The 18436-nt window shown below is 72.0% G+C and carries 16 protein-coding genes and 1 riboswitch; of the genes, 4 read left to right on the top strand and 12 right to left on the bottom strand.

What is annotated here, in order from left to right; genetic code table 11:
• Positions 1-187 precede the first annotated feature (187 nt).
• Both rpsA and NQ706_RS03810 read left to right on the top strand, forming a co-directional pair.
• The gene (gene rpsA / locus NQ706_RS03815; RefSeq protein ID WP_006943310.1) at positions 188-1687 is read left to right on the top strand and encodes a 30S ribosomal protein S1; all 1500 of its coding nucleotides are present in this window, start codon (positions 188-190) and stop codon (positions 1685-1687) included.
• Positions 1688-1798: 111 nt separating this feature from the next.
• Entirely contained in the window at positions 1799-2542 is a 744-nt protein-coding gene (locus tag NQ706_RS03810; protein WP_038568384.1) for a cobalt-precorrin-6A reductase, read from the top strand.
• Between the two features lie 65 nt (positions 2543-2607).
• Here NQ706_RS03810 and NQ706_RS03805 read toward each other — a convergent pair whose 3' ends face one another.
• The 7 genes from NQ706_RS03805 to NQ706_RS03775 are packed head-to-tail and all read right to left on the bottom strand — an operon-like array spanning position 2608 to position 11484.
• Entirely contained in the window at positions 2608-3681 is a 1074-nt protein-coding gene (locus NQ706_RS03805) for a CobD/CbiB family cobalamin biosynthesis protein (protein ID WP_235181919.1), read from the bottom strand.
• Entirely contained in the window at positions 3678-4301 is a 624-nt protein-coding gene (locus NQ706_RS03800) for a bifunctional adenosylcobinamide kinase/adenosylcobinamide-phosphate guanylyltransferase (protein WP_038568379.1), read from the bottom strand. Before NQ706_RS03800 ends, NQ706_RS03805 begins: the two co-directional genes overlap by 4 nt.
• On the bottom strand, positions 4298-5119 hold the full coding sequence (locus NQ706_RS03795; protein WP_038568376.1) for an adenosylcobinamide-GDP ribazoletransferase: 822 nt from the start codon (positions 5117-5119) through the stop codon (positions 4298-4300). Before NQ706_RS03795 ends, NQ706_RS03800 begins: the two co-directional genes overlap by 4 nt.
• Positions 5119-6216, bottom strand: coding sequence for a uroporphyrinogen-III C-methyltransferase (cobA, locus tag NQ706_RS03790; protein ID WP_081873662.1), 1098 nt, complete (start codon positions 6214-6216; stop codon positions 5119-5121). Before cobA ends, NQ706_RS03795 begins: the two co-directional genes overlap by 1 nt.
• Positions 6213-8732: a cobyrinate a,c-diamide synthase gene (locus tag NQ706_RS03785; protein ID WP_038568373.1), complete on the bottom strand. Its 2520-nt coding sequence runs from the start codon at positions 8730-8732 to the stop codon at positions 6213-6215. The genes cobA and NQ706_RS03785 overlap by 4 nt, the downstream gene beginning before the upstream one ends.
• The gene (gene cobO, locus NQ706_RS03780; RefSeq protein ID WP_038568371.1) at positions 8726-9340 is read right to left on the bottom strand and encodes a cob(I)yrinic acid a,c-diamide adenosyltransferase; all 615 of its coding nucleotides are present in this window, start codon (positions 9338-9340) and stop codon (positions 8726-8728) included. Before cobO ends, NQ706_RS03785 begins: the two co-directional genes overlap by 7 nt.
• The gene (locus tag NQ706_RS03775) at positions 9340-11484 is read right to left on the bottom strand and encodes a VWA domain-containing protein (RefSeq protein WP_038568368.1); all 2145 of its coding nucleotides are present in this window, start codon (positions 11482-11484) and stop codon (positions 9340-9342) included. Before NQ706_RS03775 ends, cobO begins: the two co-directional genes overlap by 1 nt.
• Positions 11485-11561: 77 nt before the next feature.
• A riboswitch (cobalamin riboswitch) is annotated at positions 11562-11625 on the bottom strand.
• 72 nt (positions 11626-11697) lie between these two features.
• Here NQ706_RS03775 and cbiE point away from each other — a divergent pair.
• Positions 11698-13074 (top strand): precorrin-6y C5,15-methyltransferase (decarboxylating) subunit CbiE, encoded by a 1377-nt coding sequence (cbiE, locus tag NQ706_RS03770; protein WP_051805904.1) that lies wholly within the window; start codon positions 11698-11700, stop codon positions 13072-13074.
• Positions 13071-13814, top strand: a complete 744-nt coding sequence (gene cobM / locus NQ706_RS03765) for a precorrin-4 C(11)-methyltransferase (protein ID WP_038568363.1) — start codon at positions 13071-13073, stop codon at positions 13812-13814. Before cbiE ends, cobM begins: the two co-directional genes overlap by 4 nt.
• Positions 13815-13887: 73 nt before the next feature.
• Here the strand turns inward: cobM and NQ706_RS03760 are convergent, their stop codons facing one another.
• The 5 genes from NQ706_RS03760 to NQ706_RS03740 form a co-directional block, all read right to left on the bottom strand.
• Positions 13888-14412 (bottom strand): hypothetical protein, encoded by a 525-nt coding sequence (locus NQ706_RS03760; RefSeq protein ID WP_038568361.1) that lies wholly within the window; start codon positions 14410-14412, stop codon positions 13888-13890.
• Between the two features lie 123 nt (positions 14413-14535).
• Positions 14536-14826, bottom strand: coding sequence for a hypothetical protein (locus tag NQ706_RS03755; RefSeq protein ID WP_038568358.1), 291 nt, complete (start codon positions 14824-14826; stop codon positions 14536-14538).
• Between the two features lie 72 nt (positions 14827-14898).
• On the bottom strand, positions 14899-16476 hold the full coding sequence (locus NQ706_RS03750) for a precorrin-2 C(20)-methyltransferase (RefSeq protein ID WP_038568355.1): 1578 nt from the start codon (positions 16474-16476) through the stop codon (positions 14899-14901).
• Complete coding sequence (locus NQ706_RS03745; RefSeq protein ID WP_038568351.1) at positions 16476-17147, bottom strand: precorrin-8X methylmutase; 672 nt, start codon at positions 17145-17147, stop codon at positions 16476-16478. The genes NQ706_RS03750 and NQ706_RS03745 overlap by 1 nt, the downstream gene beginning before the upstream one ends.
• Complete coding sequence (locus tag NQ706_RS03740; protein WP_051805902.1) at positions 17144-18427, bottom strand: hypothetical protein; 1284 nt, start codon at positions 18425-18427, stop codon at positions 17144-17146. The genes NQ706_RS03745 and NQ706_RS03740 overlap by 4 nt, the downstream gene beginning before the upstream one ends.
• Between the last annotated feature and the right edge of the window lie 9 nt (positions 18428-18436).

Genomic DNA, 18436 nt, shown 5'->3' with positions numbered 1-18436 from the left:
CCTGATGGCCCCGCGTGCCTAGGATGAGAGGGCGTGTCGTACGTGCCCACGCTCCCCGTTGCTCGCAGACGGGGTCGGGCGCGCCCGAGACGTTGTTTCGATTTGTCCGCAGAGGCGGTCCGCCTGCGCGTTGTCGCGCCAGATGGTCTCGCCTCCCGAATTGCCCACCGAAAGTTACTTCTTACACATGACTTCCACCACCACGTCCCCGATCGCTGTCAACGACATCGGTTCGGAGGAGGAGCTGCTCGCCGCGATCGACGCGACGATCAAGCACTTCAACGACGGCGACATCGTCGAAGGTGTCATCGTCAAGGTCGACCGTGACGAGGTTCTCCTCGACATCGGTTACAAGACCGAGGGTGTCATCCCCTCGCGCGAGCTCTCGATCAAGCACGACGTCGACCCGGGCGAGGTCGTCAAGGTCGGCGACGACGTCGAGGCTCTCGTCCTCCAGAAGGAGGACAAGGAAGGCCGCCTGATCCTGTCCAAGAAGCGTGCGCAGTACGAGCGCGCCTGGGGCACGATCGAGCAGATCAAGGAAGACGACGGCGTCGTCACCGGTACGGTCATCGAGGTCGTCAAGGGTGGTCTCATCCTCGACATCGGCCTGCGCGGCTTCCTCCCTGCGTCGCTGGTGGAGATGCGTCGTGTCCGCGACCTGCAGCCGTACGTCGGCAAGGAGATCGAGGCCAAGATCATCGAGCTCGACAAGAACCGCAACAACGTGGTTCTGTCGCGTCGTGCGTGGCTCGAGCAGACGCAGTCCGAGGTTCGCACGACGTTCCTCAAGGAGCTGCAGAAGGGCCAGGTCCGCTCCGGCGTCGTGTCCTCGATCGTCAACTTCGGTGCGTTCGTCGACCTCGGTGGCGTCGACGGTCTCGTCCACGTCTCCGAGCTGTCCTGGAAGCACATCGACCACCCGTCCGAGGTCGTCGAGGTCGGTCAGGAAGTCACCGTCGAGGTGCTCGACGTCGACATGGACCGCGAGCGCGTCTCGCTGTCGCTCAAGGCGACGCAGGAAGACCCGTGGCAGCACTTCGCTCGCACGCACGCCATCGGCCAGGTCGTGCCGGGCAAGGTCACGAAGCTCGTCCCGTTCGGTGCGTTCGTGCGGGTCGAGGACGGCATCGAGGGTCTCGTCCACATCTCCGAGCTCGCCGAGCGTCACGTCGAGCTGCCCGAGCAGGTCGTCACCGTCGGTTCCGACATCTTCGTCAAGGTCATCGACATCGACCTCGAGCGTCGCCGCATCTCCCTGTCGCTGAAGCAGGCGAACGAGGACGGCGCTGCCGCCTCCGAGTTCGACCCGACGCTGTACGGCATGGCTGCGGAGTACGACGAGCAGGGCAACTACAAGTACCCCGAGGGCTTCGACCCGGAGACGAACGAGTGGCTCGAGGGCTTCGACGCGCAGCGTGAGAAGTGGGAGAAGCAGTACGCCGAGGCCCACTCGCGCTGGGAGGCCCACCAGGCCCAGATCGAGCAGGCCCGCAAGGACGACGCTGAGGCTGCGGCATCCGGCGAGACCGCCCCGACGTCGTACTCGTCGTCGAACTCGGGCTCCAGCTCGCAGGGTTCGTCCTCCTCGTCGTCGAGCTCCAGCTCGAGCTCGGCTCCGGCCGAAGGCACCCTCGCCTCCGACGAGGCGCTGGCTGCTCTGCGCGAGAAGCTCACGGGCAACTGATCCACGCGATCAGCTGAGAGCCACGGCTCTCACCCGTTGAACGTCGGCCCCTCTCACTGCGGTGAGGGGGGCCGACGGCGTTGTCGGGGCACGGGTCGGTAGGCTGCGGGCGTGTCATCGACGAAGGTGCTCGTCCTCGGCGGAACGAGTGAAGCCCGCGCTCTCGCAGCTCGCCTCGACGAGCTGGGGATCGCGTTCGTCAGTTCCCTGGCCGGGCGCGTGTCGCGGCCAAGGCTGCCGGTCGGCGACGTCAGGATCGGCGGGTTCGGCGGCGTCGCAGGGCTGACGGCGGCGCTGCGCGACGACCGCTTCACGCACGTCGTCGACGCGACGCACCCGTTCGCGGTCACGATGCGTTCCCACGCGGTGGCTGCCTGCGCGGCCGCCGACGTCCCGCTCGTGCGCCTCGCGCGCCCCAGTTGGCGTGAGCACCCGGATGCGCCCACCTGGCACTGGGTCAGCACCTACGCCGGCGCGCAGGCGCTCGTCGACGCGCAAGGCTGGCGTCGCCCGTTCGTGACCACAGGGCGTCAGACACTCGAGCACTACCTCGGCTGGGACGACACGGCCGCGCTCGTGCGCATCGTCGAACCGCTCGACGTCCCCGCGCCGCAGGCGTGGACGGTGCTGCACACCCGCGGGCCGTTCGACGTCGACGCCGAGATCGCGACGATGCGGGAGCACGCCGTCGACGTCCTCCTGACGAAGGACTCCGGCGGCAGCTACACCGCCGCGAAGCTCACCGCAGCACGCGAACTCGGTGTCCCCGTCGTCGTCGTCGCACGCCCCGCGGCACCGGCCGGGCTGCGTGAGGTGAGCACGCTCGACGAGGTCGTGACGTTCCTGCGGAGCTGACGAGCGGGGCTTTTCCTGCGTTCGAACACGCACGAGGTTCGGCTGTGCCCGCACACGCGAACCGGTCAGTTCATCGTGCGACGCCCCGCGAGGAGACGCGCGCCGAGCGCGAGGACGAGGACCGTGCGTCCGACGCGTCGGGTGAGCCGTACCGCACGCGGGATGTCGGTGACGTCGACCGCGCGTCCGTCGCCGAGTTCACCACGATGCTCGGTGCGACCGGCGTACACGTTCGTTCCGCCGAGGCGCACCCCGAGTGCGCCCGCGGCGGCGGCCTCGACGGGCCCGGCGTTGGGGCTCGGATGCGCGGGGGCATCGTGGCGGACGGCGCGCACGACGTCACGCACGCGCGACGGCTCGCCCGCCACGACACAGCTGATCGTCGTCGCGAGCACGCTCACACGGGCCGGGACGGCGTTGAGGACGTCGTCGAGTCGTGCTGCGGCCCAACCGAACTGCTCGAGCCGCTCGGTCCGGTGCCCGATCATCGCATCGAGCGTGTTGGCGCAGCGGTGCAGCACGATGCCGGGCGCCCCGAACGCCGCGCCCCAGACGAGGGTTGCCGCAACGGCATCCGACTGGTTCTCGGCAAGCGACTCGACGACGGCCCGGGCCAACTCGTCGGGTCCGGCCTGCGACGTGTCGCGTCCGACGAGCGAGCGAATGCGGTGACGAGCGCCGTTAAGGTCGTCGGCAGCGAGCAGGTCGTGCACCGCCATCGCCTCTCGCTCCAGCGAACGTCCGCCGAGGGCCGCCCACGTCGCCAGCGCCGTGATGAGGGTGCGCATCAGCGGCCGACGTCGATCGAGAACGAGCGCGCCGGCGACCGGCGGAGCGAGCGTCACGACGAGATACGCGATGCCCCGCGAGCGTCGCGGCGCCCACAGCCGGCGCTCGCAGGCCGCCGCCCAGCCACCGAACCAGGCGACGGGGTGATGCCGGGCCGGGTCACCCCAGCGCCGGTCGGCGAGATACCCGAGCGCCACACCGGCCGCGGTCGGATCGCAGCCGGCGCTCGCGCGCGCTGTCCGCCTCAGAAGCCCTGTCCGCGTCAAGAACTTTGCCGCGGCGGTGGTCGTCGCGCAGCGCGAAACCGCACCGCCGAGGTGCGCGAGTCGCAGGAGAAGAGGATGGCTCACGATGCCCCCGATGGGTTCTTGGGCTCGCCCTTGATCACGAGGGGGCAACCCGCCACGACGAGGACGACGTCGTCGCACGCTCGCGCGAGGCGCTGGTTGAGGCGGCCCAGCTCGTCGGTGAAGAGGCGCCCCGACTGGTAGGGAGAGACGAGACCGAAGCCCACCTCGTTCGTCACGATGACGAGGTCGTGTTCGAACGCCGCGATCGCCGCGACGAAGGCATCGGCCCGGGCGGCGTACCGCTGGTGCCACGTCGGCATCGACGGGGGCGGGGGCGTCGATGGCTCCTCGTCGCCTCGGCGAGGGCCTTCGCCGGTGTCAGAAACCCAGGCGCCGGACTCCTCGAGGGCGGACGTCAGCCACGAGCCGACGTCGTCGAGCAGACACGGACCGTGGATCTCGGTGAGCGCGCGGGGAACATCGACCGACTCGAGGCTCGACCAGTGTGACGGCCGCCGCTGCTGATGGGCTGCGACGCGGGCACGCCACTCGTCATCGTCGGGACGTGTCGGCCCCGTGGCCAGGTACGTCGTGGGCGCCTCCCACAGCAGGCGTTCGGCGTACGTCGACTTGCCCGAGCGCACGCCGCCGGTGATGAGGACGCGGCGCGGGGCGCTCATCGCCAGACTCCGAGCGTGAGGACGATGAGCATGACGGTGAGGGCCACCTCGATGCCGGCTCCCATGACGTCACCCGTCAGGCCGCCGAAGGTGCGCGTCGCGCGACGAGCGAGCCACTCCAGCGCGATGCCGGCGGCCGCCGAGGCGACCAGGGGAGCGGCGAGAAGCGTTGCGCCGGTGGAGAACCTATCGTCACCTGAGCCATCAGCCAGGGCAGATCCGCCGACGAGCACCAGCCATCCCACGACGCTTACGGCGGCGAGCTCCGGGGTTCGGACGGCCGACAGCACGACGGCGCCCATCCCGTCGGGCCGCGCGGCGTTCCACCGTCGGTGGGCGAGGGTCGTGCACGCCACCCGCGAGACGATGACGGCGGCGCCGGCCAGCCACGGCGCGTCGAGGAGCGCCGCGAAGCACGCCGCCTGCACGCCGGCCGTCACGACGACGGCGATGACACCCATCGGCCCGACATCGCCACGCTTCATCACCTCGAGGGCGCGCTCCCGGTTCCACCCCGCGCCGAATCCGTCGACGGTGTCGGCCAATCCGTCGACGTGCATGGCGCGCGTGCCGGCCGCGAGGGCAGCGACCCCGCAGAAACCGGCCACGAGCGGAGGCGCGTCGACCCAGTGCCCGACGAACAGGACGAGCGACGTCACCACAGCGAGCGGGACGGCGGCCAGGGGCGCGAGGGTCATCGCCCAGCGCGCCACCGGCGTGGTGATCGGCGGGATCGCGCCGACGGGAATGACGCTCAACGTCCCCGTCGCGAGGCGCAGCCCCTCCCGTGCCGGTCGGGTCACGACAGCGTCGCTCATCACACCGCTCCGGCGTCGTCGGACGACGCATGGAGCCGGGTGCCGTCGAGAGCTGCGACGACGTCGCCGATCACGGTGATGGCAGGTGCGCCGAGGCCGGCGTCGGCGACGGCGTCCGGCAACGTCGCCAGGGTCGCCACGACGCGTCGCTCGCTCGGCATGGCGCCGTCGGCGATCGTTGCGGCGGGCGTCGAGGCGGGCAGGCCACCGTCGACGAGTGCCGATGCGATGGCGCGCAGGTGCGCGACGCCCATGAGGACGACGAGGGTGGTGCAGGTGCAGGCCAGTGCGGCCCAGTCGAGATCCGAGCGCGGGTCGCCGGGCGCGACGTGCCCCGAGACGACCGTGAACCCCTGCGATGACGTCCGGTGCGTCACGGGGATGCCGGCGAGCGCCGGCACGGCGATCGCCGATGTCACCCCCGGCACGACGTCGACGCTGAGACCGGCGTCTCGACAGGCGATCACCTCCTCGCCGCCGCGACCGAAGACGAAGTTGTCGCCGCCCTTGAACCGCACGACGTCACGCCCGGAGAGCGCGTGCTCGACGAGCAACCGGTTGATTTCCTCCTGCGGCGTGAACGCGCCGCGCGGAATCTTGCCGACGTGGATGATCGTCGCGTCGGCTCGGGCGTGTGCGAGGGCGTCGAGGGGAGCGAGGCGATCGCAGACGATGACGTCGGCGCGCTCGATCGCGCCCAGCCCGGCGACGGTGAGCAGGCCCGGATCACCCGGGCCGCCGCCGACGAGCGTCACTCGCCCAGGACGCTTGGCCTCACCGGCAGGTCCGTGGGGAGCCTCCTCGCCCGGCTGGTTGACGGGCTGGTTGACGGTGAGGCGACGCACTTCGTCATAGCGCAGCGGATCGGCGTCCGTGACGAGTCGACACAGCCCGCGTGCGGCCAGGTCGTCGAGGTGGGGAGCATGAGGGGCGGGAGCCTGAAGGTGGGGAGAGCTGAGGTGAGCAGCGCCGGCGCTCGCGTTCTCGCCCACATCCAGAAGGACATCGACCTGCGCCCCCGCGCGGGCGAGCTCGGCGATCATCCCGGGCAGGCTGGGGCCGAACACCCCCGGTCCGTGGAGCAACACGCGCGTCATGAGGCAACCTGCCCGCTCTGGCGGAACGCGTCGTACGCGGTGAGGAGGGCATCCGTCGTCAGCGGGTCTCGGACGGCGAGGCGCACCCAGGAGCCGTCGAGGCCGGGGAAGGTGTCGGCGCGGCGTGTCGCGAACCCGGCGTCCCGCCACGCGGCGTGCGCGCCCGATCCGACGCGCGCGAGCACGAACGGGGCGGCGGACGCCAGCACCGGCACGCCGCGCGAACGCAGGCCGCGGTCGAGATGCTCGCGCCACTGGCTCGTCTCCTCGGCCCACTCGGCGACCTGACGCGCGGCGGGGGCCGTCATCGCGTACCGCGTCGCCTCGAGGGCGAGTGAGTTGACCGACCAATGCGGCTGCTGCGCGCGCAGCGTCGCGATGAGGGCCGCGTCGCCGACGACATGGCCGGCGCGCACCCCGGCGATCGACCACGTCTTCGTCAGCGATCGCACGACGAGCACCCCGGTCATGTCGCCACCGATGAGGCTCTCGCTCTCACCCGGCACGAGATCCATGAACGCCTCGTCGACGACGAGCACGCGTCCGGAACCGCGCAGCTTCTCGAGCTGCGCGCGCGGGTGGAGCACGCCCGTCGGGTTCGTCGGGTTGCCAAGGACGACGAGATCGGCGCCGTCGAGCGCCGCGACGTCAGCGCCCCCAAGGTGCGCACCGGAGCGGACGTCGAGCACGTGCGCCCGGGCCGGGCACCCGGCGCGGCGCAGCGCGGCGTCGGGCTCGCTGAACTGCGGGTGGACGACGACGGGTGCGCGCGGCGCCAGCGCCCGCGCGATGAGCGTGAACGCCTCGGCCGCTCCGTTCGTGAGGAGCACCTGCTCACGCGCCAGCCGATGGTGCGCGGCGACCGCGTCGGTGGCGGTGCGTGCATCGGGGTAGTGGGCGGCCTCGTCGAGCACGCCGCGCAGGGCGTGCCGCAGGTTCGCCGGGGGCGTGCTCGCGCGGACGTTGACGGCGAAGTCGACGAGCCCGTCACCGAGCTCGGCGTCGCCGTGATGCTCGTCGCCGGGCGTCGCAGCGCCCGGCAGCGCCGCGCCCGCTCGCGCGTCGACACTCGGGCGGGGCAGGCTCAGCAGCGTCGTCGCGACGAGGCCCAGGCCCGCCGCGCGATGCGTGGCGGCGGCGAAACGGTCGGCCAACTCGGGGTACCCCGCCCAGTGCGTGTGCAGGTACGAGGCGTGGACGGTGGGCTCGCTGCCGGAGCCGTGGGCGGCGGAGAAGCCGTCGGCACCCGCGTCGAGCAGCCAGGCCGCGTGGCCCCCACCTTCGCCGTCATCGGCGGCCGGCGTCGTCAACGTGCGGTGGAACTCATGGCCGCGCACCCGCGTGCCCGCGTCGGCGAGAAGCGTGTCGACGGGTGCCTCGGCCTCGCGGTAGCCCAGCGTCAGCCGTGGTGACATCGCCGCCGTCGCGGGCAGTACCCCGGAGAAGCGGTGACCGTCGACGGCCTCGAGGAGATAGAGCATCCCGGCGCACTCGGCCACGGTCGGCAGCCCCGACGTCACGGCGTCCCGCAGCTGGACCAGCAGGCTCGTGTTGGCCGCCAACGAGCGCGCGTGCACTTCGGGGAAGCCGCCGCCGAGGTAGAGCGCGCGGGTGCCGGCGGGCAGTTCGCGATCACGGACGGGGTCGAACACGACGGGTTCGAGACCTCGCGCGCGCATCATCTCGAGCGTCTCGGCGTAACGGAACGTGAAGGCACGACCCCCCGCGACGGCGACGACGGGGGCGTCCCTCCCGGCCGTCGTCGGCGCCGCAGACATGGGTGCGGGTGACCACGGTTCGTCAGCGAGATCGGGTGCGCCCGAGGCGATCTCGAGCAGCGCATCGAGGTCGATGTGAGCGGCGGTGCGTTCGGCCAGTCGGTCGAGTGTCGCGCGTGCGGCGTCCCGTTCGTCGGCCGGGACGAGGCCCAGATGCCGTGACGGGACGCTGACGCCTGCGTCACGCGGCAGCACACCCAGCACCGGCACGCCGATGCGTTCGCAGGCGCGCCGCACCTCGCCTGCGTGACGTTCGGAGCCGGCCTTGTTGAGCACGACGCCCGCGACGTCGAGCTGCGGGTCGAACGTGCGCAACCCGTGGATGCTCGCGGCGACCGAACGCGACGACGAGCTGATGTCGACGACGAGGACGACGGGGGAGTGCGTCAGCGTCGCGACGTGCGCGCTCGAGGCGAACCCCTCCGTGCCGAGGCGCCCGTCGAACAGCCCCATGACGCCCTCGATGACGGCGACGTCGGCGGGCGCCGGCGTCATCGCGCCGTGCACGAGCATCGGTGCGACGCGTTCGGGGCCGACGAGCCACGGGTCGAGGTTGCGCCCGACGCGTCCTGTCGCGAGCGCGTGGTAGCCGGGGTCGATGAAGTCGGGGCCGACCTTCGCGGGCGCCACCTGCAGGCCGCGTGCGGCGAGGGCGGCCATGACGCCGACGCTCACCGTCGTCTTGCCCTGCCCGGACGCCGGCGCGGCGAGCACGACGCGCGGCAGTCGCGTCACCATTCGATACCTCGCTGGCCCTTCTGGCCGGTGTCGAAGGGGTGTTTGACCTTCGTCATCTCGGTGGCGATGTCGGCCACCTCGAGCAGCGCCGGGTGCGGGTCGCGCCCGGTGATGATGACGTGCTGGTTTCCGCGTCGCTCCGCCAGGGTGCGCGCGACCTCCTCGCCGTCGACCCAGCCCCACTTGATCGGGTAGGTGAACTCGTCGAGCACGTACATCCGGTGGGTTTCCGCCGCGAGGCGACGCTGGATCTCGCGCCAGCCCTCGAGCGCGTCCGCGGCGTGGTCGGCCTCGGTGCCGCCCTTGCGCGACCACGACCAGCCCGAACCCATCTTGTGCCACTCGACGGGCCCGCCCCGGCCGGTGCGCTCGTGCACCTCGCCGAGCGCCATGAGCGCCTCCTGCTCGCCGATCTTCCACTTCGCCGACTTGACGAATTGGAACACGCCGATCGACCACCCCTGGTTCCAGCCGCGCAGTGCCAGCCCGAACGCCGCTGTCGACTTGCCCTTGCCCGCGCCGTAGTGGATGGCGACGACGGGCCGGTTGCGGCGCTGACGCGTCGTCAGGCCGTCGTCCGGGGTGACGGTCGTTTCTCCCTGGGGCATCAGGCGGCCTTTCCGTGCGGCGCGCGAGCGGCGGCGACGGCGTCGACGAGGCCCGCGGCGGAGACGTTCTCGAGGGGCACGTGCGTCGCGCCCATGCGGTGGGCGAGGTCGGCGGCCAGGCGCATGCGGAAGCGTCCGCTCTCGCAGTCGACGACGACGGTGTCGACGCCGAGGCCAGGCCACGCCGACGCGGTGCGCTGGGCGCGCGCGAGGGCATCGGGCCCGCTCGTGGCACGCCCGTCGGTGACGACGACGACGAGCGCGCGCCGGCGCGGGTCGCGGCGGCGTTCACGTTCGAGGGTACTCGCGGCCAGCGTGAGCCCTTCCGCGAGGGGCGTGCGTCCGCCGTGCGGTAGCTGTGTCAGTGCCGCGGCCGCCCGATCGACGGACGACGTCGGGGCGAGCAGGACGTGCGCGTCGGCGCCGTTGAACGCGACCAGCCCGACCTTGTCGCGACGCTCGTACGCATCGAGCAGCAGCGACAGTACAGCCGTCTTCACCTCGTCCATGCGCTTGCGCGCCGCCATCGAACCGGAGGCGTCGACGCAGAACAGCACGAGATTCGACTCGCGCCCCCGCAGCCGGGCGTGGCGGACGTCGTGCGCCGCGATGTCGAGGCGGCCCCGCGTCCCCGCGGTGCGACGCGACGCTGCGCTCGTGATGGTGGCCGTGACGTGGACGCGGCCGGTCGTCGTCGGGGAGACACCGATGACGCGTCCGCGCGTCGTCTCGGCCGCGCTGCGCCGACCGGCCTCACCGCGACCGACACCGCGTACCTCGAAACGGCGCGGACGGTACGGCGTGCCCGCCGAGGCCGTGCCGACGGCGGCGGCTGCGCCGGTTCGCTGCTGGGAGGACGGCTGCTCCTGGGAGGACTCCTCCGCATCGGACGGCGAATCGTGCTGCGGATCAACCGAATCCGACGAGGAGTCAGTCGCCGGATCGCTCGATGCCGGTGGCTGCTGCGAGCCAGCCGGGGGAGGCCCGGCGTCATCGTTGCCGGGCGCGTCGTCGTCGTTGTCAGGCGCGTCGTCACCGTCACCCGGTTCGCCGTTCGGGTCGTCGTCCGAACCACCCGACGGGGGCTGCGGATCGTCGGGGCCTTCGGGGTCGGTCGGCGGTTCGGGTTCTTCGTCGAGCAGCCGGTCGAGCAGCTCCTCGTCGAGGCCGGGCGGGTCGAACGGCCCGCGTCGGCGACGGTGCGACAGCGCGAACCGGGCGGCGACGCGGATGTCGTCACGCGTCACGCGATCGCGCTCGCACCACGCCGCGTGGGCGAGCGCCGCGCGGGCGATGACGATGTCGGCGCGCATGCCGTCGACGTCGAATCCGGCACACACACGGGCGATGGTGCGTAGCGCCCACGCGCTCAGGTCGACGCCGTCGAGGGCCTCCTGCGCCCGGACGATGCGTGCCCCGAGCTCGGTCTCGGCTGCCGCGTGGCGGGCAGAGAACGCGTCCGGGTCGGCATCGAAGGCGAGACGTCGACGCACGACTTCGGCCCGCTCGTCGGGGTCGCGGGAGGCATTGACGTCGACCGACAGCCCGAAGCGGTCGAGCAGCTGGGGGCGCAGTTCGCCTTCCTCGGGGTTCATCGTCCCGACGAGCACGAAGCGCGCCGGGTGCGTCACCGACATGCCGTCACGTTCGACGGTGTTGCGACCCATCGCCGAGGCGTCGAGCAGTAGGTCGACGAGGTGGTCGGCGAGCAGATTGACCTCGTCGACGTACAGCAGCCCGCGGTGCGCCTGCGCGAGCAGACCGGGGTGGAACTCGGTGCGGCCGGCGCCGAGGGCCTGCGCGAGGTCCATCGAGCCGGTGACGCGGTCGTCGCTCGCACCGACAGGGAGTTCGACGAGGCGCGTGGGGCGTCGCTCAGCGGTGACGGCCGCGTCAGCGCCGATCGGGTGCGGGCCGTCCGGGCAGTCCGGCGCGGGGTCGGCGGGGTCGCACGAGAAGCGGCACCCGGCGACGACCTCCACCCGCGGCAGGACGCCGACGAGACCACGCACGATCGTGGACTTCGCGGTGCCCTTCTCACCCCGGACGAGAACGCCGCCGATGGCGGGGGAGATGGCCGTCAGGACGAGGGCGGTGGACAGGTCGTCGGCGCCGACGACGGCGGTGAAGGGAAAACGGGGCATCAGTTCGCCTCCTGGCAAGTGACCACGCTTGCCGCTCGGGGGCACCGACGCCGGACGACGCCAGTGGTCGCGGCGACGTCCTGGCTTACCCCGTCGGGGATCACAGTGGCGGGACCGCTGCCGGATTCGCACCGGCATTCCTCGCGCGCGACGGCCCCATCATGACAGACGCCGACGCCGCCCGAGGCCCCGGCGGGGCATAGGGTGTCGCCCATGATCGAGGTCGTCGGCATCCAGGACGGTGGGTGGGCGCTGCTGCCCGCCCACCTTCGGCAACTCGTCACGGACGCTGACGTCGTCGTCGGCGGACGACGGCACCTGGAGCTGCTGCCGCAGGTGGAGGGCCAGGAGCGCCTCACGTGGCCGCGCCCGTTGCGCGACGGGCTGCGCGAGCTCCTGTTCCATGCCGATGACCATGCCCATGGGCGCGCCACGTCGTCCGACGCCCACGAGACGGACGATGCCGCGTCCGGGCGCGTTGTCGTGCTCGCCTCCGGCGATCCGCTGCGCTCGGGTGTCGCGACGACGCTCATCGACGAGTTCGGTGCGGGCGCCGTTCGCGTCCATCCCGCACTGTCGAGCGAGACCCTCGCGCGCGCCCGGATGGGGTGGGCGGCCGAGAGCGTCGACGTCGTGACGACGGTGGGCCGCAGCATCGAGCGAGTGCGCCCGTTCGTCACGCCCAGAGCGCGACTCGTCGTGCTGTGCTCCGACGCGCGCGGCCCGGGCGAGCTCGCCGCGCTGCTCGTGCAGTCGGGAGCACCGGAGGCGAGGCTGACGGCCTGGTGGCACCTCGGCGGGCCCGGGGAAGGGTCGCTACAGGCCACCGCCCAGGGGTGGCCCGACGGGGAACGCGACCTCGCCGAGCCGATTCCCGACCTCGTCCTCGTCTGCGTCGAGGTGCCCGACGAACTGGGCGCGGCCGACGTCGTCGGGACGGTTCCGGGCCGCACCGAGACGTGGTTCGGCAATGACGGGCTCATCACGAAACGCGACGTGCGGGCTGCGGCACTCGCGCGATTGCGCCCCACGCGCGGCGCGCTGCTCTGGGATCTCGGCGCCGGCTCGGGGGCCGTCGGCATCGAATGGGCGCTCGCCGCGCCCGAGGCTCGCGCCGTCGCCGTCGAACGCGATCCCGTACGCGCCGAACGCGCCCGCGAGAACGCCCGCGCCCTCGGAGTCGATCATCGCGTCGACGTCGTCGAGGCGAGCGTCCATGATGTCGTCGTCCACGATGTCGCCGTCCGCGGCGTGCAGCACCCCGATGGCACCGCCGGCGGCCCCTGCCGTGACGGCGCCGCTCGCGGCACGAGCGACGCGCGTGACAGCGCTCCCGATGCGGTCTTCTTCGGTGGCGGGCTGAGCGCCGAGGCTGTGGACGCTGCCCTCGCGGCTCTACGCCCCGGTGGCCGCCTCCTCGCTCACGCCGTCACGCTCGAGAGCGAGAGCATCCTCCTCCACGCCTGGCGCACGCGTGGCGGCGACCTCACGCGCCTGGCCGTCGAACACCTCGAACCCCTCGGCCGGCTGCACGGCTGGCGCCCCGCGCGCGCCGTCGTCCAGTGGAGCTACGCGAAGGATCTGACATGACCGTTCACTTCATCGGTGCTGGCCCCGGCGCCGCCGACCTGCTGACGCTGCGCGCGGTGCGCCTGATCGAGAGTTCGCAGGTGTGCTTGTACGCCGGCACCTACCTCGACGACGCCGTCCTCGCCCATTGCCCGCCGGGCGCGCGCCGCGTCGACACACAGCACCTCACCCTCGACGAGATCATCGACGACATCGTCGCCGCGGATGCGCTGGGGCACGACGTGGCGCGTCTGTGCTCGGGCGACCCTTCCGTCTACAGCGCCGTGGCCGAGCAGGGCCGGCGCCTCGACGCAGCCGGCATCGCCTGGGACGTCTGCCCGGGCGTGCCGGCCTACGCGGCCACAGCCGCGCGTGTCGGACGCGAGCTGACGGTGCCCGAGGTGACGCAGTCGGTCGTCCTGACGCGTGCACAGCGCGATTCGACGCCGATGCCGGCGGGTGAGGAGCTCGCGAACTTCGCGCGGACGGGGGCGACACTCGTGCTCCACCTCGCGATCCGTCACACGCGGCGGCTCGCACACGAGCTGGCCGAGCACTACGGCACCGACTGTCCCGTCGTCGTGGGCTCACAGGTCAGCAGCCCCGACGAACTCATCCTGCGCGGCACGCTCGCCGACATCGCCGATCAGGTCGAGGACGCCGGGCTGCGGCAGGCCGCCGTCATCCTCGTCGGGCCTGCGCTCGCGGCCCACGGCTTCGCCGAGTCGCACCTCTACAGCTGCAGCCGCGAACGAACGTGACGCACGAGAGCCACCGCGTCATCGGCGGTGGCTCTCGGGTGGCCTGCTCGCTCGGTGTCCTGACCGGCGTCGCTCAGTACCGGTGCGTCGGGTTCTGCCCGTCGACGTCGTTCGTGCCGTTCGCGCCGGGGTAGGGGCCCTGTTGCGCCTGGTAGGGGCCGTTCTGGGTCTGACGACGCTGCTGTTGCGCGAAGGCTTGCTCGCGCTGCTTGCGACCGCGACGCACCATGAAGAACAGGACGAGCGCGGCGACGACGAGCAGCGGCAACCCGATGAACATGAACACGAGCCCGCCGAAGAATCGCCCGACCCCGCCGCTGCGACGCTTCTTGCGGGACGGCGTGCGCCGCCGCTCGGGCTGCTGCCCGATGGACTGATGGTTCGTCGACGCGTCGACGAACGCGACGTTCTGGGCACCGGGCGCCGCAACACCTGCCGTCCCAACGCCCCAGGTGACAGCTGCGGCTCGTGCTGACGCCGCAGACGAGACGCTGGTCGACGCGGCAGTCACCGACGTGGGTTCAGCAGCGGACGCCGGGCCCGCGCCTTCGACGAGCAAGCAGACGGCAGCCGCGCCGGCGACAAGAATTCGACGCATCGTTCTCCCCCTTGAACGGTGATGTTCCGGTATCACGTGCATCTAACCGGGGTTCGTGACGGCACGCAACCGAACTCGCGCCCCGCGTCGGCCTGACGTCTGTCTGAGGCAGACTCGCGTGGCTCAGGCGGGCTCGTCCAGCGCGAACTTATCGAGCAGTGCGTCGATCTCGGCGGGGTCGTTTCGGCGGGGCGGCTCCGGAGCCCCGGCCTCGGCGGAGGCCTCGACGAGCGCCTCCCCGAGGTGATGGGCCTCGGCGGGCGAGAGGTTGGTGTCGCGGATGAGGTCGTGGACGTCGCCGCGTGCGACGAGATGCACCTGGGACCCATCCACCTCGACACCGAGCGTCGAGCCGTCGGGGTAGGTGACCGACGGCGACTCGGAGGAGCCGGCGTGGGGGGTGAAGTCGCTCATACCCCTGACGCTACGTGCCCGCGGGTCTCCTGTGTCCATAGAGACCCGACGGTTTTTCGACCGCCGGCGTGATCACCTCGACGGGACGAATCGCGCCGTCCACACGCGCCCGTCGGCCGTGGTGCGGGTGCCCTGGGAGCCGACGATGACGAGGCAACCCATGTCGATCGCCTCGGGGTCGAGCGCAGCCACGCTCGTCACCTCGAGGGCCTCCTGCTCGCGGCCCACATGACGTGCGACGACGACGGGTCGGTCGCCTGGCAGTTCCTCACGCAGCACGGCGAGCGCCTGGGCGAACTGATGGGGGCGGCTCGCCGAACGCGGGTTGTAGAACGCCATCGCGAGGTCGGCGCGGGCACAGGCGCGCAGGCGCGCGTCGATGACGTCCCACGGCTTGAGGCGGTCGGACAGGGAGATGAGCGCGTGGTCACCTCCGAGCACGGCGCCGGCCAGGGCGGCCGCGGCGTGTGCCGCCGTCACGCCGGGAACGACATGCACGGGCATCCCGGCGAGCGCGGCGTTCTCGGGTCGCTCGCGCGCCTCGAAGACGGCCGACGCCATCCCGAACACCCCGGCGTCGCCCCCGGAGACGACGGCGACGTCGTGCCCGTCATGCGCGAGTTCGAGTGCCTGGGTGCCGCGATCGACCTCGACCGTGTTGCCGCTCGGGAGCCGGACGAGGCCATCGCGTGTGGGGACCCGGGCCACGTACGGCGCATAGCCGATGACGTACGAGACGCGCCCCAGGACGTCAGCCGCCTCGGGCGTCAGCCAGGCGTCGGGGCCGGGCCCGAGCCCGACGACGAACACGGTTCCGGGCTCGCCCGACCTCTCGGACGTCGCTGCGGCCGGCAGCACGCCGCGGACTCGCTGCATCGCGGCCCGGCTCGAACTGTTCGCGCTTCCCGACGCGCGGCCGGCGGCGTCGGCGCGTCGATCGAGCCCGGGCACGACGACGAGCGACATGTACGGCACGTGCGCCGGGTCGACCTGTGTGACAGGGAGGAGGCGTTCACCGTCACGGCTCGCCCGCTCGACGTACCAGGCGCGCTCGAGCAGGCCCGCCTGGGCGAGTGCCTCGCGCACGTTCGCGAAGGTGCGGCCCAGCTTCATGATGACGGCGGCGTCGGTGTCGGCGAGGCGGCGCGCCATCTCGGTGACGGGGAGGGTGCCGGGCAGCACGGTGAGCACGTCCTCGTGCCTGCACAACCCTGTCGACAGGCCCGCGGACGCCGCGGAGACCGACGTCACCCCGGGCACGACATGGGCGTCGAAACGCTCGGCGAGCAGGTCGTGGACGTACATCGACGAACCGAAGAACAACGGGTCGCCCTCGGCGAGCAGGACGACGCTGCGTCCGGCGTCGAGGTGGGCGCCGAGGCGTTCGGCGCACTCGAGGTAGAATGCCGCCATCGCACCGTGGTAGCCGCCGGGATGGTCGATTTCACCCGTCGTCACGGGGTAGACGAGCTCTTCCTCGACGACGCCGTCCGGGATGAGATCGGCCGCGATGGTGCGTGCAGTGCTCGGACGATGACCGGCGCGGTGGTAGGCGACGACGTCGGCGGTCTCGATGAGCCGAGCGGCCTTGCGGGTGATGAGTTCGGGGTCGCCGGGGCCGACGCCGACGCACCACAGGCTGCCCGTCATCACAGGATCTCCTGCTCGGTCGCGAGGGCGTTGACGGCGGCCGCAGCCATGGCTGAGCCTCCCCGGCGCCCATGGACGGTCAGCCAGGGGATCTGTGATCCGTCGTCGAGACGATGCTCGGCGAGAGCGACCTTGGACTCGGCGGAGCCGACGAAACCGACGGGCATCCCGACGATCGCAGCTGGGCGCGGGGCGCCGTCGAGCAGCATCTCGAGCAGGTGGAACAGGGCCGTCGGGGCGTTGCCGATGGCCACGACGGCGCCGTCGAGGTGCGGTGCCCACAACGACGCGGCGGCGGCCGAGCGAGTCGTCGACCAGGCCTGTGCGAGCGCCGGCACCTGCGGTTCGCGCAGCGTACAGATGACGTCGTTGTCGGCGGGCAGTCGGCTGCGCGTCACGCCCGCGGCGAGCATGTGCGAGTCGGTGATGACGGGCGCGCCGGCGCGCAGCGCGGCGAGAGCGGCCTCGCCGACGTCCGTGCTGCCGGCGATCTCGTCGATGACGCCGACGTCGCCTGCGGCATGCGCGACCCGCACCGCAGCACGGTGGACGCCCTCGGGCAGGTGGTCGAGCGTCACCTCACGACGGATCGTCGCGAACGACTCGCGATAGATGGCACGCCCGTCACGCTCGTAGTCGTAGCGGCGGGTCGGGGGAGCGATGTCGGTCATGAGCGGCCGTTCGGGTCGAGGATGTCGGTCAGGTTGTGAGGGGCGACGACGAGATGATGCTCGCCGGTGGGGCGGCCGCACGCACGCTCGCACCCGACGACGTGGACGCGGGGTGCGGCGGAAACGGTGGCACGTCGATCATCGGCGCTGGCATGCTCGGGCGTGCTCGCAGCGATGACGCTGCCGATGCGGCTGTCATCGAGCGCCGTGTCACACCGGTTGCCGTCGTCGAAGATCCTCGCCGCGGCCCGCGTGAGGTCGAGCGTCGAGACGTCGGTGCGACGGCAGTATGGTGCGCCGACGCAGGCGCTGAATCGCGCTCGGGCCGAACCGGGTTCGGTGACGAACCCGGCGCCGCGCAGATGCCTGGTCGCGCTGGGCAGGTCGGCGCCGTCGCGCAGCGTACGCACGACGATGCTGCGCTCGGGGGTGACGACGACGTCCTGCGTCACCTCGTCCAGGGCGCGAGCGGCCGGCGCGTCGAGCAGGCCGAGCGGGAGATGAACCTCCAGGCGGCTCTTGGACGTGGCCGCCGCGGTGCCGGTCGCGGGCCGGGCCTCGGCGCGGGGCATATCGGCGGCGCGCACCCGCTTGTCGAGTCGGGCGAAGAACGGATGGTCGTCGGGCAGGTCTGTGACGTTCCAGAACCGCCCGTCATCATGCTGCGTCGTCGCGACGAAGTCCTCCGCGACAGCGACCAGCGTCGCCGCGGCCTGGTGCGCAGCACATGCGAAGGACCGGCCACCGACGCGCACTTCGCCGGCACGCATCTGATCGACGCGCATCTCACCGGCCCGCGAGCCGTCGTCGTCCGCGCCGAGAGCGAACGCGACATCGGCCGGCACCGCGGGCAGCGTCTCGTCCCCGGCGGCCAGCGCGAAGATCCATCGCCCCGACAATGACGCCAACGACGGTGCGTCGAGGATCGCCGAATCCAATTGACCCACCAGGGAATCGAGCGACGCATCCGGCCCCGCGACGATGTTGCGCACCCGCTCGTGCGTTGCTGACGGCAGCATCCCGAGCGCCGCGACGGCGTCGACGAACGCGCCCGGCAGCGGCTCGTCCAAACCGCGAAGCTGCAGGTTGCCTCGCGACGTCAGCTGGACGAACGGCTGACCGAATCGTTCGGCAAGATCGCACACCGTCACGAGGTCATGGCTCGACACGCGCCCACCGGCCACGCGCAGGCGGACGATGGCGCCGTCGGCAGCTGCGAACGGGCGCAGCACACCGGGGCAGCGGTCGTCGACATCTCGTACGGGCACAGCGAGCAGCATACGAGCCGT

It is taken from the genome of Dermacoccus sp. BD5 (genome assembly GCF_044878485.1).
Taxonomy (GTDB): domain Bacteria; phylum Actinomycetota; class Actinomycetes; order Actinomycetales; family Dermatophilaceae; genus Dermacoccus; species Dermacoccus nishinomiyaensis.
Note: the sequence above shows the minus strand (reverse complement) of the source record. Positions and strands in the feature narration are given on the sequence as shown.